The organism is Puribacter membranae (genome assembly GCF_055380425.1).
In genome coordinates this window covers 2,193,296-2,207,700 of record NZ_AP040167.1, presented here as the reverse complement: position 1 = coordinate 2,207,700, position 14,405 = coordinate 2,193,296, and the positions used below count along the sequence as shown (strand labels likewise).

15 protein-coding genes are annotated in these 14,405 nt (G+C 53.6%); 5 read left to right on the top strand and 10 right to left on the bottom strand.

All coding sequences use genetic code 11. From position 1 onward, the window contains the following. Window positions 1-34: 34 nt before the first annotated feature. The 5 genes from ACZ41M_RS10615 to ACZ41M_RS10595 all read right to left on the bottom strand — a co-directional run bounded on the left by ACZ41M_RS10615 (window position 35) and on the right by ACZ41M_RS10595 (window position 4,983). The gene (locus ACZ41M_RS10615; protein ID WP_464731197.1) at window positions 35-781 is read right to left on the bottom strand and encodes a glycosyltransferase family 25 protein; all 747 of its coding nucleotides are present in this window, start codon (window positions 779-781) and stop codon (window positions 35-37) included. Beyond that, window positions 782-1,654 (bottom strand): glycosyltransferase family 2 protein, encoded by an 873-nt coding sequence (locus ACZ41M_RS10610; protein WP_464731198.1) that lies wholly within the window; start codon window positions 1,652-1,654, stop codon window positions 782-784. Between the two features lie 26 nt (window positions 1,655-1,680). Beyond that, the gene (locus ACZ41M_RS10605) at window positions 1,681-3,060 is read right to left on the bottom strand and encodes a 3-deoxy-D-manno-octulosonic acid transferase (protein WP_464731199.1); all 1,380 of its coding nucleotides are present in this window, start codon (window positions 3,058-3,060) and stop codon (window positions 1,681-1,683) included. A 228-nt stretch (window positions 3,061-3,288) separates the two neighbouring features. Further along, window positions 3,289-4,032 carry a serine O-acetyltransferase gene (gene cysE / locus ACZ41M_RS10600; protein WP_464731200.1) on the bottom strand — a complete coding sequence of 248 codons (744 nt, stop codon included), beginning with the start codon at window positions 4,030-4,032 and terminating at the stop codon, window positions 3,289-3,291. A 72-nt stretch (window positions 4,033-4,104) separates the two neighbouring features. Next, window positions 4,105-4,983 (bottom strand): RNA methyltransferase, encoded by an 879-nt coding sequence (locus ACZ41M_RS10595; protein WP_464731201.1) that lies wholly within the window; start codon window positions 4,981-4,983, stop codon window positions 4,105-4,107. Between the two features lie 164 nt (window positions 4,984-5,147). Between ACZ41M_RS10595 and ACZ41M_RS10590 the strand changes: the two genes are divergently transcribed. Both ACZ41M_RS10590 and mutS read left to right on the top strand, forming a co-directional pair. Beyond that, window positions 5,148-5,942: an inositol monophosphatase family protein gene (locus ACZ41M_RS10590; protein WP_464731202.1), complete on the top strand. Its 795-nt coding sequence runs from the start codon at window positions 5,148-5,150 to the stop codon at window positions 5,940-5,942. A gap of 57 nt (window positions 5,943-5,999) precedes the next feature. Then, window positions 6,000-8,678: a DNA mismatch repair protein MutS gene (gene mutS / locus ACZ41M_RS10585; protein ID WP_464731203.1), complete on the top strand. Its 2,679-nt coding sequence runs from the start codon at window positions 6,000-6,002 to the stop codon at window positions 8,676-8,678. Between the two features lie 163 nt (window positions 8,679-8,841). On the opposite strand, the gene ACZ41M_RS10580 is transcribed toward mutS, so the two are convergent. The 3 genes from ACZ41M_RS10580 to ACZ41M_RS10570 form a co-directional block, all read right to left on the bottom strand. Beyond that, a complete protein-coding gene (locus ACZ41M_RS10580; protein WP_464731204.1) occupies window positions 8,842-9,162 on the bottom strand; it encodes a DUF6678 family protein in 321 nt (106 codons plus the stop codon). Window positions 9,163-9,292: 130 nt separating this feature from the next. After that, window positions 9,293-9,655: a cupin domain-containing protein gene (locus ACZ41M_RS10575; RefSeq protein WP_013722854.1), complete on the bottom strand. Its 363-nt coding sequence runs from the start codon at window positions 9,653-9,655 to the stop codon at window positions 9,293-9,295. 273 nt (window positions 9,656-9,928) lie between these two features. Then, complete coding sequence (locus ACZ41M_RS10570) at window positions 9,929-10,357, bottom strand: GNAT family N-acetyltransferase (RefSeq protein WP_464731205.1); 429 nt, start codon at window positions 10,355-10,357, stop codon at window positions 9,929-9,931. A 113-nt stretch (window positions 10,358-10,470) separates the two neighbouring features. Between ACZ41M_RS10570 and queG the strand changes: the two genes are divergently transcribed. Then, window positions 10,471-11,556: a tRNA epoxyqueuosine(34) reductase QueG gene (gene queG, locus ACZ41M_RS10565; RefSeq protein WP_464731206.1), complete on the top strand. Its 1,086-nt coding sequence runs from the start codon at window positions 10,471-10,473 to the stop codon at window positions 11,554-11,556. 23 nt (window positions 11,557-11,579) lie between these two features. On the opposite strand, the gene ACZ41M_RS10560 is transcribed toward queG, so the two are convergent. Both ACZ41M_RS10560 and ACZ41M_RS10555 read right to left on the bottom strand, forming a co-directional pair. Beyond that, a complete protein-coding gene (locus ACZ41M_RS10560) occupies window positions 11,580-11,807 on the bottom strand; it encodes a hexameric tyrosine-coordinated heme protein (RefSeq protein ID WP_464731207.1) in 228 nt (75 codons plus the stop codon). Between the two features lie 55 nt (window positions 11,808-11,862). Beyond that, a complete protein-coding gene (locus ACZ41M_RS10555; RefSeq protein WP_464731208.1) occupies window positions 11,863-12,480 on the bottom strand; it encodes an alternative oxidase in 618 nt (205 codons plus the stop codon). 166 nt (window positions 12,481-12,646) lie between these two features. Here ACZ41M_RS10555 and ACZ41M_RS10550 point away from each other — a divergent pair, with 166 nt between their 5' ends. Then, entirely contained in the window at window positions 12,647-13,273 is a 627-nt protein-coding gene (locus ACZ41M_RS10550; protein WP_464731209.1) for a helix-turn-helix transcriptional regulator, read from the top strand. 97 nt (window positions 13,274-13,370) lie between these two features. After that, window positions 13,371-14,384 carry a homocysteine S-methyltransferase family protein gene (locus ACZ41M_RS10545; RefSeq protein ID WP_464731210.1) on the top strand — a complete coding sequence of 338 codons (1,014 nt, stop codon included), beginning with the start codon at window positions 13,371-13,373 and terminating at the stop codon, window positions 14,382-14,384. Window positions 14,385-14,405 lie beyond the last annotated feature (21 nt).

Genomic DNA, 14,405 nt, shown 5'->3' with positions numbered 1-14,405 from the left:
TGCACAAATACCTTTTTATCCATAATTATCCGGATTATTGCCAAACACTCCAGACGAGACGTTGTAATTCATTTTTAATACGAAAGCCATAAGTACCCAACCTCCGATACCACTTAAATTTTTGTGTCTTTGTTCCTACAATCGTCGATTCAGCTCCATCTCCCGCTTGTACAGGACTCGGCTTAACCACCCGAAGCTTCACATCGTACAGCCAAGGCTGCTCCAACGCATGATCAAACGGCAAGCTCATGGGCAGCATACATTCGATGAACTGCTGTGCGGCTTTACGGTTATATAACACTGCGGCCGTATTACAATGTCGAGTAGTCGGAACCCCATACACATACCCGTTGATCAAGTGATTTGAATGAATTACATAGGGATTATGAAAACCAGACAACTTAACCACGTCCCACTGTTCAGGAACTTCTAGCAACTGCTCAATCACCCGCATAAAATCAGGCTCAGGACTTGCGTCATCCTCAAAGAGCAATAAATATTTTTTATCTGTTCGTAAAAATTGTCGCATAGCCTGAACATGCGACAAATAACAACCAATTTCAGCACGTGCCAATGGTTTTCCATGCTGCCGTTTGTACTTTTCCTCATCAACCTCCTCTGCACGAATTACCGGAATCAATGCACCATCAATCGCAGGTAGGCGCTCCCATGTCAACGGCAGTTGACTCAATCGTTCGGTCATTCTCGCCAAACGCTCGGGTGATCGATCCAAATTGATAACCAGAACCAATAAATCACTTTGTAACTTCGACGCATTCATTTATCCCTCTCCGGCCATTGGAGATATATTCAACATACCCATCACTCGTCCAGCCATACGCCCCGCCAATCTAAAATTCAACGATAAAATACGCACCACACACATCACCATACCTGAAACCAAGGTTTTATATCGAACACTTCGTGCAACCTGCTCCCCTTGATATTTACGAGCGACAATCACCTTCGACTGCGCATGGTGATAACCGCGCCAAAACTCCTGCTTCACAACATTTTGGGTTTTTACAGATCCGCGAGAACTATGTTGAATGTGTACTTGGGGTGCAAGGATAATGCTCTTTTTGGCATAAAAATACTTATTACACAGATCATCATCTTCGTAATAGAGAAAAAAAATCTCGTCAAAATAACCCAAGAATCGAGTATTTTCCATCAATAAAAACATCGCTGCGCCAGTCGCAAAACCAACACAACACTCGCCTTCAGCCGCATCACCTTTGGATTTCCATAAATGTTTGACCCAACTATAATTAACCGACTTTCGTCCCTTACTATCTAATAATTGCGGCACAACCATCGCTGCATCTGTATATTTCTGCGCACACATTCTTAATTGAGCAATCTGCTTTGCATTGATCTCACAATCAGGGTTCAACAATAAAGCATAAGGAGTTTGAACCCTATCTAAACCTATATTATTCGCAGCACCAAAACCCTTATTTGTCTCTTGCTCAATAATCATAGCTTGCGGTAAGCACTGCTTTATCTGCGCCACCGTATCATCAGAACTGGCATTATCGACAAAAATAATCGCTTCATGCTGTTTCAAACCCTCACCCAAGCGCGCGATACAATGTGCACTGTTATAAGTCACTATAATAACGGTTACATCCGAATTTAATCCCGCACTCATAAAATAAGTCCTACACACATGAAGGTTTATAAAAGCACGCGGTTTAAATACTCAACCGCACCGCATTCGCTTTGTACAAAGCAACTAATTTTTTGGATGCGCAGATCACCACTCTCTTTAGCAATGGATACTATCTTCTCGTCCATCAATGCCAATCCTGCTGGTATATTGGGTGCTTGCCATAATACCCCTTTTTCCAGCGCATCCAAACCGATTTGCTCAAAATTATAGATGCTCTCGCCTACGATCACGGGTTTGCCCAGCGCCATCGGTTCGAGGAAATTTTGTCCGCCGTAGGGCAGCCACGTTCCGCCCATCAGTACCACATCGGCGATGGCGTAGTAGGTGAACATTTCGCCCATGGTGTCGCCGAGCACGATATCGGCCTGTTTGAGCGATTCGTCCGAAAGTTGCGCCGACCATTCGCTTGTACGCAGCACGCTTTTACCGCTGTTTTGTAGCAATTGTGCCACTTCATTGAATCGCTGCGGGTGGCGTGGCACGACCCACCATTGGATCGTCGCCGCCTGTTGCGGATGCGTTTGTTCATAGCGGCGAATGGCTTCCAGCCACAGCGCCTCTTCGCCTTCGCGACTGGAAGCGAGCATGACGATACGTTTATCGGCCAGCAGGGCTTTGATGCGCTCGCCTTTCGCCACTTGCTCGGATGGGATGGTCATATCGAATTTGAGATTGCCAGTGACATGCAGTTGCTCGTTAACCACGCCGATCTGCCGATAGCGTTGCGCATCGGCTTCGGTCTGCGCACACACGCGCGTGAAGCCCGCATACGCATTGCCCATGAGTTGGGGCCATTTTTGCGTCTGCCGCAGGGTTTTATCCGACAGGCGGCCATTGATCAAGCTGATTGGGATGTTTCGTCGCACGCATTGGGCAATCATATTCGGCCAAACTTCGGTCTCCATCACCCACACATCAGTCGGGGCGAAGGTGGTAAAAAAACGGTTCAGCAGCGGATTGAGGTCATATGGCACATACACCTGAGTCATGCGACCATCGGATAAATATTGCTGAAACAACTCCTGCCCCGCTGCGCGTCCGGTTGGTGTGTGGCACGTGAGGATGATGTGCACATCATGGTGCTGCTCGAACAAAGCATCCACCAAAGGCTTTGTCGCACGGGTTTCGCCCAAGGAAACAGCATGCAGCCAAATCCGCCGCCCTTTCGGAGCAATGCGTGCCGCACCATAGCAAGCAAAACGCTCCGCCCAGTGATCGCGGTATTCGGGCTGTTTGCGTGAGCGCAGCAACAGATAAATTGGCAGCAGCGGAATCAGCACATACAACAACGCCGCGTACACACGCCGCGCCCACGGATAAGGTTGGTGCGGATGGTAGGGCTGAGAAGGAGGCTGCTGTTCGGATTGAAAAACGTCTGAATTCATGGCGGCATTGTATCATGCACGCAGCACGCATCCAATTTGAGCAGTGCTGCGCGCATAAAAAAACCCCACGCCACGAGGGCGAGGGGCAGAAAGGGGAGTGACCTCCCCACAGCAGTAAACAATGAAACCGACGGGATTCGTTCATCGCTGAACGCATTGCGGTGGTCTCAACATGGGTCAAGCATACGCGCTAAATCTGGATAGAATATGCAGGCATTGCTGTGGAAATTAGGACAAATCGGTCTTGTTTTCGTCAGTACGCGTCTGCGCTGCGGTTGCTTGCGCGGCAATATCGGTACAGTCGATGCCCGCCGCCTGCAGGCGCTCTGCCAAGGCTTTTTGCGCCTGTTCAGACTGTTCCAAACGCACCAAAACGGATTTAAGCGTCTGCGCAACGGGATCTTCGTCATTGGCATTCACGCCATAAGCGGCAAACTCCGGTAATTTTTTCTCAGGTTTCGAACCAACGATATGCGCCGGATTACCGACGGCCGTTGCGCCAGCGGGGACAGGTTTAATCACCACCGCATTCGAGCCGATTTTCGCGCCCGCGCCGACCGTGAAACTGCCCAAGACCTTCGCTCCGCCACCCACGATTACGCCATTTTCCAACGTCGGGTGGCGTTTCGCGCCGCGCTCAAGCGATGTGCCGCCGAGCGTCACGCCTTGATAAATCGTGCAATCGTCACCGACTTCTGCCGTTTCACCAATCACGATGCCCATGCCGTGATCAATGAACACGCGCCGTCCCATTTTCGCACCCGGATGAATCTCAATTCCGGTCAACCAGCGCGATATATGCGATAAAAACCGCGCCAGCCAACGAAAACCATTGATCCACAGGCTATGCGCCACACGGTGAATCGCCAGCGCATGCAAACCCGGGTAACACGTCAACACCTCCCAATTCGAGCGCGCCGCAGGGTCTTTGTGACGGATGGTTTGGATGTCTTCTTTCAAATGTGTGAACATAATCAGCCTCTTGGTTACAACAAAACAAATAGATAAAACATCATAACTGAATTTACTGCTATTGTCAGACGTCTATGAATCAGATACCGAAGCATCGGCACGCGCCAAAACCGCACGCGCAATGCCACGCAGAAAATTGACCTCATTATTCGTCAACTGCGTGCGGGCAAACATCGCGCGCAGACGCGTCAAGGTTTCCGACGGAATCTGCGGATTGAGCAATTCGAGCGCCACCAACATCTGCTCCCAGTGCGCCAACATCCCTTCTACCTTATCCACATCCGCAGGCTGCTGCTGTGCTGGCACTTCGGCACTCATTTTTGGCGTACTGAGCACATACGCCCCACCCTGTACCCCACACCACTCAGCGCCGGCATTCTGTTCGTGTAACGCCGCCTGCCGCAGGCTATAGCTCATCACCTGCACCGCCTGCGCCAAATTGAGCGAGTTGTATGCCGGATTGGCCTCAATCTGACACAGCCGCTGGCACATCATCACCTCATCGTTGACCAGACCGCTGCGTTCCGCGCCAAACACAAAGGCGATTTTCGGTGCCGCCTCACCTTGCGCAAAAGCCGCGTCCAACGACGCCATCACCTCAGCCGCTGCCTCGCCCGCCGTACGCAACGGCGGGGATAGGTCGCGCGGTCGCGCCGAGAACGCATACGCGCAGTTCACCCCCTGCAAAGCGGTCGCCAAGTCCGGCACAATCTGCGCCTGCGCCAACACATCGGTCGCACCACTGGCCAAGGCAATCGCCTCGGGCTGTTCGCACATATCGGGGAATCGCGGCGAAGTAATCACTAACTCACGCAAACCCATATTTGCCATCGCGCGCGCGACTTGACCAACGTTGCCCGGATGCGAGGTGCGCACCAAAACAATGCGAATATTCGCCAATGCATGGACGCGCTGTTGTATTTTTTGGGGGAAATCACTGCTTAAATTCATAGAACGAACGCTAAACTTCAAGAAACCTCAAATATACAGTAAAATAGCGCCGTTGCCATCTTTAACCGCTCACGCATAGCGGTTAAATGAACGACAGGGATGCAAACACGGATTTTGCGCCCTGCATGGCTTGCTCCTTGAAAATAATACAGATTGGAAAAACAATGCAACCGATGCTCAAAACCGCGGTAGACGCCGCACGCACCGCCGGACTGGTGATCAACCGCGCCGCGCTGAATTTGGATCAGATCAAAGTCAGCCAAAAAGGTCTGCAAGACTTGGTGACGGAAATCGACCAAGACGTGGAGCAAATCCTGCGCGAACGCCTGCTCGAAGCCTATCCGAAGCACGCATTTGTCGGCGAAGAAAGCGGTTTTTTTGGCCCGGAAAAAGCCACGGCACGCTGGATTGTGGATCCAATCGACGGCACGACCAACTTCATCCACGGTCTGCCGCATTACTGCATCTGTATCGCGCTGGAGTTGGAGGGTAAACTCGAACACGCCGTGATCTACAACCCCGCCACCAACGACATTTTCACCGCCTCGCGCGGCTCCGGCGCGTTTTTGAACAACCGCCGCATTCGCGTGTCCTCGCGCGTGCGCATTCCCGAAGCCTTGATGGCCAGCGCGATGCCGTCGCGCGTATTGCGCGCACGCCCTGAGTTGCTCGCGTTGCAAACCAAACTGCGCTTTGAGAGCGCGGGTTTTCGCCACACCGGCTCGGCGGCGTTGGATTTGGCCTACGTCGCAGCGGGCTATCTGGACGGCTTCATTGGTGCGGGTCTGAAAGAATGGGACTTGGCAGCCGGGGCATTGCTGATTAAAGAAGCAGGCGGCCTGATCACCGACTTGCGTGGTGAAGGCGACTACATGAACGGCGACATCGTCGCGGCGACGCCGAAATTATTACCCGCCTTGTTGCGCGAAATCGATCCGGCGATCAATACCGCACTCTAAGCCCGCTCAAAACAGCGGCACACAATAAAAACAGGGAAGGAAACAGGGTGCGAGCGCATGAACCAGCCGGAGAACCACACATCAAAACCTGCGCCCAAAGTCACGCCGATGATGGCGCAGTATCTGGCGATCAAGGCCGAGTTCCCGCAGACTTTGCTGTTTTACCGCATGGGCGATTTTTACGAATTATTCTTCGACGATGCGGTCAAAGCGGCGCGTCTGCTCGGCATCACACTGACTGCGCGCGGCTCGGCCAATGGCGAGCCGATCAAAATGGCGGGCGTGCCCTACCACGCCGCCGAGCAGTATTTGGCCAAACTGTTGCAACTGGGCGAATCGGTCGCGATTTGCGAACAAATCGGCGATCCCGCCACGAGCAAAGGCCCGGTTGAGCGCAAAGTCACGCGCATCCTCACGCCCGGCACCGTGACCGACGCGGCGCTGCTGGCCGAGAAGTCCGACGCGTATCTGCTGTGTATCCAACCCGCCAACAGCAAAAGCCATGACCATCATGGCAGCCAAGGTACGCTGGGGCTGGCGTGGCTGAATATGGCGAACGGCGAATTGTCCGCCAGCGAAATCAGCCGCCGTGATTTGAGTACATGGATCGAGCAAATCCGCCCGTCGGAAATCATCGCCTCGGACAAATTTTTACCACTGTTGCAAACACAGATACAGGCGACGGACAGCACGTTCAAACCCGTATTCAGCCCGATTCCAAACAAATACTGCGACGTAGCCTACGGCACGGCGGCCTTGCTCAAACAATTATCCGCGCCGCATTTGGCCAATCTGGATGCCGAACATTTACACAGCGCGCTGGCCGCGCTCGGCGGACTGTTGCACTACGCGCAGCACACGCAAGGCCAAGCCCTGCGCCACGTCAAAACACTGAATGTCGTGCGCAGTGAGCAGTACCTTACGCTCGATGCGGCCACGCGGCGCAACCTTGAAATCACCGAAAATCTGCGCGGACACGCGGGCATGGATGCGCCAACGCTGTTCGCCCTGCTTGATCACTGCGCCAGTAGCATGGGTTCGCGCCTGCTCAAACGCTGGCTGCACCACCCACTGCGTGATCAGGCGAGCGTGCTGACGCGACAAAATGCAATCGCCGCATTGCTGCACACGCAGACCTTCAGCGCGCTGCGACCGTATTTATCGGCGGTGAACGATATTGAGCGCATCGCATCGCGCATTGCGCTGCTGACCGTTCGCCCGAAAGAGCTGGCTGCGTTACGCGACAGCTTGAGTCAATTAAGCGCCATTTCGCAGATTTTAGCGACCGTTAACGACAGTTTGATTCAAATTCTGCGCGAAGCGTTGAATATACCCGAAGCATTGATTGCGCTGTTGCATGAGGCCATTTTGGACGAACCCGCGACCTTTGTGCGCGAAGGCGGCGTATTCGCCAGCGGTTTTGACGCCGAATTGGACGAATTACGCGCGATTCAGAGCAACAGCGGGCAATTTTTGCTCGAGCTCGAAGCGCGCGAACGCACGCGCACCGGCGTATCCGGCCTCAAAGTCGAATACAACCGCGTACACGGCTACTACATCGAGCTGACCCACGCGCAAGCGGCGCAACTGGGCGAGCTACCCGCCGAATACCAACGCCGCCAAACGCTCAAAGGCGCCGAACGCTACATCACGCCCGAACTCAAAGCTTTTGAGGACAAAGCGCTGTCCGCCAAAGAGCGGGCGCTGGCGCGCGAAAAATACCTGTACGAGCAACTGCTTGAGCAATTGCAAAACCACATTCAAACCCTGCAACGCATCGCCGCCGCCGTCGCACAGATTGACGTACTCGGCACACTGGCCGAACGCGCACGCAGCCTGAATTGGCAAGCGCCGCGCTTCGTCGCCACGCCATGCATCCACATTCAGCAAGGCCGCCACCCTGTGGTCGAGCAACAGGTCAATCCGTTCATCGCCAACGACTGTCATCTCTCGCACGACGAACGACTGTGGATCATCACCGGCCCGAATATGGGCGGTAAATCCACCTTCATGCGTCAAGTCGCGCTGATCGCCCTGCTCGCCTACGTCGGCAGCTTCGTCCCCGCGCAGGCAGCCACGCTCGGCCCGATGGATCGGATTTTCACGCGCATCGGCGCCTCGGACGATTTGGCAGGCGGACGATCAACGTTTATGGTCGAGATGACCGAAGCCGCACAGATTTTGCAGCACGCCACACCGAACAGTTTGGTTTTGATGGACGAAATCGGTCGCGGCACCTCCACGTTTGACGGCCTTGCCTTGGCGCTCGCCATTGCGCAATCGCTCATCCGCCAGCAGCAAAGCCTGACCCTATTTGCCACGCATTATTTCGAATTGACCGATTTGGCCAGCCAAATGCCGCAGGTCAAAAACGTCCATCTATCCGCCATCGAAGAGCGCGAATCCATCGTGTTTCTGCACCAAGTCCAAGCGGGCGCCGCCAGCAAAAGCTACGGCCTGCAAGTCGCCCAGCTCGCAGGCGTGCCACGCAGCGTGGTCAACGCCGCGCGCAAAGTCCTGCACGAACTGGAAACCCAGCACGCGCAAGCCAACTCACCGCAAATGGATTTATTCAACTTAGGCTCGACCGCCGAGGCCGATGTGTTTTTCGACGCGCCCGCCGAGCCGGAATATATGCCGCACCCCGTACTGACCGAGTTGACCGAACTCAACCCCGATCAGCTCACCCCACGGCAGGCACTGGATTTTTTGTATCAGTTGAAAGATAAGTTGTAAAAATAGCAAATTACCGGTGAACATAGCGAATCCCAACACAGGCAATCACATGGATTAAAGATATTGGAACTCGTCTTGCTCTCCCTCAAAACCTACTCGGTTTTATCTTTCATGCGTCGCGATTCGCTGCGCTCATGGCGACCTACGACATCGAGGCTACGCGCTAGATGCGCCGGTAGCCAATAACACGAATGACGTTGCCCAAGGCCTGATGTTCGAGCCCAATGCGTTTGCATGCTTCCACAATCTGTGCGCAATCTATGCACTCGACCCCTTCTCTGGGCGTGAGTTCGCACCACTCGATGTTCTTGTATTCGCCTAAGCGGAAGTGGTATATCCAGTCGCCGTCCCAGCCGGAGGTCGGGTAGACGAAGCCATTTGTTGCTTGTGTTCGCCAGTAGGGCGCAAGTGAGCCTAGCTCAGACATATACCGCTGGAGTTCCCTCCACTTTGTGTTATTTGCGAGACCGACGAGTTGCGACATATTGGCCTAACGCCCGCGGTAAGCTGCGCCGGAGCGAAGCGGAGGGTACCAACAGGCGGAGCCTGTTGGCGTCAGCTTGACCAAACAGTTAGGCTGGGGAGCGGAGGCAGCTTGTTGCACTTGATATCCCCTATGTTTTTGCTGATAGCGGTTCATAACCAGCATCCAAAGGCGCAACCACTGAAATGAACCGAAGTGGGCCAACGCTGGTGCAAAGAACACCGTGCACCTGCCCTTTGTTTGCAACTACGATATCCCCCGGAACAATTGCAACGGTGTTGCCTTGCTCGTCAATTTGATATTGACCTTCCCCTGAAAGGATGGTCCATGTATCTTGTCCGTCGGGGTGAATATGTGGCGCAATAGTTTGGCCGGGCTCCACATGCCAAGCCACGATAACTGAATGCGAAGATTCAACAACAACAGACCGTATTGGTTCTTTCTCGGCTGGCTGCATGAATTCATGGGACTTATACACGCGGTGAGTGCTCATTTTTTGCTCCGTAAATGCAAGCCTTTGGGCAGCAAGATTCGCGCCGCCCAAAAGTCTAACTATACTTATGCGTCAGCATGACACATAACATGAAAAATAAATAAACGCATAACGAACCAAGAAAATGATAACCAATTGATTCCATTTAACTTATATTTAAGTTTGGTGTGTTATACGGCCTAAATCAGAATGAAATCAATCACCCTAATGCTTTACCTGATTCTATCGCAATTTCAGTTGAAAAATCCATAGTATTGGGTTTGTTCGGGTTAATTATGGCGCAGCATACAGATTGGGCATATACCGCTCCATCAGCGTTGCGGGATACAGCGGCGCGGTGAACCCATACTGTGCGTACAGACCGTGCGCATCGCCGGTGGCGAGTGTAAAGCGTCGCAGCCCTTGCAAATGAGGATGCACCATGATCGCGTCCATCATTGCTTTGCTGTAACCTTTAGCGCGATGTTCGGGCAAGACGAACACATCAACCAAGTTGGCAAACGTGGTGTAGTCGGAAATCACGCGGGCAAACGCCACTTGTTTGCCATCCAAAAATCCGCCAAAACACAGTGAATGTGCGATGGACTGCTCAACCAGCGCGAGCGAAATGCCTTTTGCCCAAGTGGATTGGACAGATAAAAACTGGTGAATGAGCGGGATGTCCAGCTCGGATCGGTCGGTGCTGATGTATAGGTCATTCATTTGGTACTCACAGTGAATGTTAGAGGGGATATGACATTGTTCTCTGCAATCTGCCTGCCATGATGAGCCAAGGCCGTTATAATTTCAACTCTTTCCACCCTTTCCACTCCACCATGCTCCTCAACTGGCTCCACACCACCGCGCGCGAACTCGGCTTTGCTGATTTGGTTATCAGTCAGCCGGAGCTATCCGAGGCGCGCAAGCACTATCTGCAGTGGATTTCAGCAGGCTTCCACGGCGAGATGGGCTATATGGCGCGGCATGGCGAACTGCGTTTTGAGCCGTCCGCGCTGGTGCCGGAGACGGTGTCGGTGATTACGGTGATCATGCCCTATTTGCCTGCGCCGTTGGCGGAGGATTGGCAAACCGTGTCGTGGCGTAGGCTGGATACGCCCACACAGGCCTACATTTCGCGCTACGCGCATGGGCGCGATTATCACAAGGTGGTGCGCGCGCGCCTGCAAAAATTGGCCGATGCACTGGCGGCGAAAATCGCGCCGCAGCCGTTGATTTACCGCGCTTTTTCGGATTCTGCGCCCGTACCCGAGGTGGCGATCGCGGCGCAAACACGGCTCGGCTGGCGCGGCAAACACACTTTGCTGATCAATCGACAGTTCGGCTCGATGTTTTTTCTCGGCGAGTTGTTCGTCAATCTGGATTTGCCAACCACGCCCGCTGAACAAAACCACTGCGGCTCATGCCGTGCCTGCATCGACATTTGCCCGACGCAGGCGATCATCGCGCCGTATCAATTGGATGCGCGCCGCTGTATTTCGTACCTGACCATCGAGTACGCGGGCAGCATTCCGCACGCGTTGCGTCGTGCGATTGGCAATCGGATTTACGGTTGCGACGATTGCCAACTCGTCTGCCCGTGGAATCGTTTTGCACAGGGCACAACGCTGGATGATTTCGCGGTGCGGCATTCGCTGGATGAGGTGTCGTTGCTCGAATTACTCGCGTGGGATGAGGCGACGTTTAACGATAAAACCGCTGGCTCGGCGATTCGCCGCATCGGTCACGCGCAGTGGCAGCGCAATATTTTGCTCGCGCTGGGTAATGTGCCGAACGTGCCGCATGGCGCAGCCTCCGCCGCCATCGTTGCGGCGTTGCAGCCGTTCGCCACGCATGACAACCCGATTTTGGCCGAGCAAGCGCAGTGGTCGTTGAGCCAACATCAGCCCGACATCGCGCTTTAATCATTCATTTGAATCGACTTGAATCACCCTCGCCAATACTGATTCGCGGCGGCGATGGTGGCGAACTCGACCGCAACCACATGCCCGATCTGGATCAACATCATGGCGTCGTTGGCATACACATCGCGCAATTGCACCCGCACCTGCTCGTCCGGCTGCGTGGTTTTAATGATCAATCGCGCCATTTTGATGGCCAATTCGCGCCCTTCTTCTGGCGTGGCGGTGATCAGTGAGTTGTTCGGCACCAGCATGGTATGCCCCTATAAAACTTAGTTAATTTAAAACAGTCAAATACTTATGACATTTTTATTGCGTCTGTAATTGATTGGCAAAATCATGATTCACGTCACGATGCTCTTCCTCGTCTCTGCGCACGGCCAGCACCACATCGCGCAAACGCGCATCCTCAGGCAAGTGCCAGTAATCAATGGCAATTCGTGGCGCAGGCACATTTTCCACCGCGCCTTTGTCGATTTCAGCCAGATACAAGGTGTAGCTGAGCACCGCTTCCTCTTCAAAGTAGCCGACCATGCGATGCGCCGTACGAGGCGAGATCAGGTAAATGAGGAAAAACAGGTTGTAAAACACCCCTTGCGCGATCAAGATCACCCAGCGCTCAAAGCGCGAAGGCTGCGCAATTTCGATGAACGTCATCAAATGCATACGCTCGTTTTCCGCCTCATCCAGCAAACGATGAATCCAACCTTGATCGGACTGAATCCGTCGCAACGCCTTGAGGTGCTGCAACGTCCCACCGACCATACCGGGTATCGCTGCCACGGTTTCTAAAATAATCGCGCGGTGACCGTAGCGTTTGGCAAAAAAAGTATCGGCAAAGAAGCGTAAAAATTTGGTAAAACCCAAAGCAAACCGATCAGAAAACCCCTGCGGGGCGTAGTGTGTTCTCGTATTAGATGCATCCATGATGACTCCCTTTCCGTTAATCATTCAAACATGATGAAAGATGATGACAGTGTATCGGTGTAAACCAATTATGTCAATATTTGTTGTTTTAATTGTTGATATTGTTGTAATTGCGCTTCAGCGGTAATTTTCCTATAATCCTCCCTTCTCCAGCTCAACCCACATTATGAATACGAAAACCCAGATATTGCTCGCATTGCGTCAAGAAGCCCTCTCCATCGCGCAATTGTGCGAGCGACTGAACTTAACCCGAACAGCGGTCAACTTACCGATCAAACAGCTATTGGCCGAAGGACTGATTCAAGGGCGCATTGAGCAAAGCGGTCGCGTCGGCAAACCATCGGTGGTGTACGAAGCCGCGATCGGCACGGAAGATTTGGGCTCACAAGCGTATCAACCAATCTTGAGCGCACTGCTGGCACAATTGCTAAACGATTTAAACGCGGACGCATTCCAATCACTGCTGGAGAACGCCGGACGACGCATGGCGCAAGCATCGCTTGATCTGAGCAGTGACGATTATCAAACCAAAATCCAAATCGCCATGCAGGCGGCCAACGAACTCGGTGCAACCACGCAATTGCAGCGCGAAGCGGATGGCAGCTACCTCATCACCAACCGCACCTGTCTGGCAGCCACCGCCGTGCGTGGAGAGCCGAACCTATGTCAGCTGATAGCTGCCTTTTTTGCCGAGGCGAGCGGATGTACAGTCAATGAAGAATGTCAATGCGCAGAACGTATGTTTTGCCAATATCGCGTGATTCCACCCGACATGCCGACAAACAAAGACTAACCCGCACACCTCGCTCAATCAACGCTATCGAAACGTTATCGATGCACTTGACGAGTTTGCTACAATACAGCCTCTATCTATCAATTTTTGGATCATCATGACTCAAGCTTACACCCGCGCGCAACAATTACCCGAGATTTTGAAACAACGCATCGTCATTCTGGACGGCGCGATGGGCACGATGATTCAACGCTACAAACTGACCGAAGCGGACTATCGCGGCACGCGTTTTACCGAGCATCATGTGGATGTAAAGGGCAACAATGAATTGCTGCTGCTCACTCGCCCCGAAGTGATTCGCGAAATCCACGAGCAATACCTCGCCGCCGGCGCGGATCTGATCGAGACCAATACCTTTGGCGCGACCAGCGTGGCGCAAGAAGACTACGATATGGCCGAATTGGCGTATGAAATGAACGTCGTCGCCGCACAAATCGCACGCGCAGCCTGCGACCAATACAGCACACCGGACAAACCGCGCTTTGTCGCCGGCGCATTCGGTCCGACGCCGCGCACCGCCAGCATTTCGCCGGACGTGAACGATCCGGGCGCGCGCAATATTGACTACGAACAACTGCGCGCGGCCTACTACGAGCAGGGCAAAGGTTTGCTCGATGGTGGCGCGGATGTGTTCCTCGTCGAGACGATTTTTGATACGCTGAATGCGAAAGCGGCGCTGTTTGCGATTGAACAGCTATTCGAGGACACCGGCGAACGTTTGCCCGTATTGATTTCCGGCACTGTGACCGACGCATCGGGACGCATTTTGTCGGGACAAACGGTGGAAGCCTTCTGGTACAGTTTGCGCCATGCGAAGCCACTGACCTTTGGCCTGAACTGCGCGCTCGGCGGCGAATTGATGCGCCCCTACATCGCCGAATTGTCCAAACTGTGCGACTGCGGCGTGTCGTGCTACCCGAATGCGGGGCTGCCGAACCCCATGTCCGACACCGGCTTTGACGAAACGCCCGAGATCACCTCGCATATTTTGCAGGGCTTCGCGCACGACGGACTGGTCAATCTGGTGGGCGGCTGCTGCGGTACCACGCCCGAGCACATCGCTGCGATTGCTCAAGCGGTCAAAGATTTTGCACCGCGCACAACCGCATAAATTCAATCCATCAGGGAGATG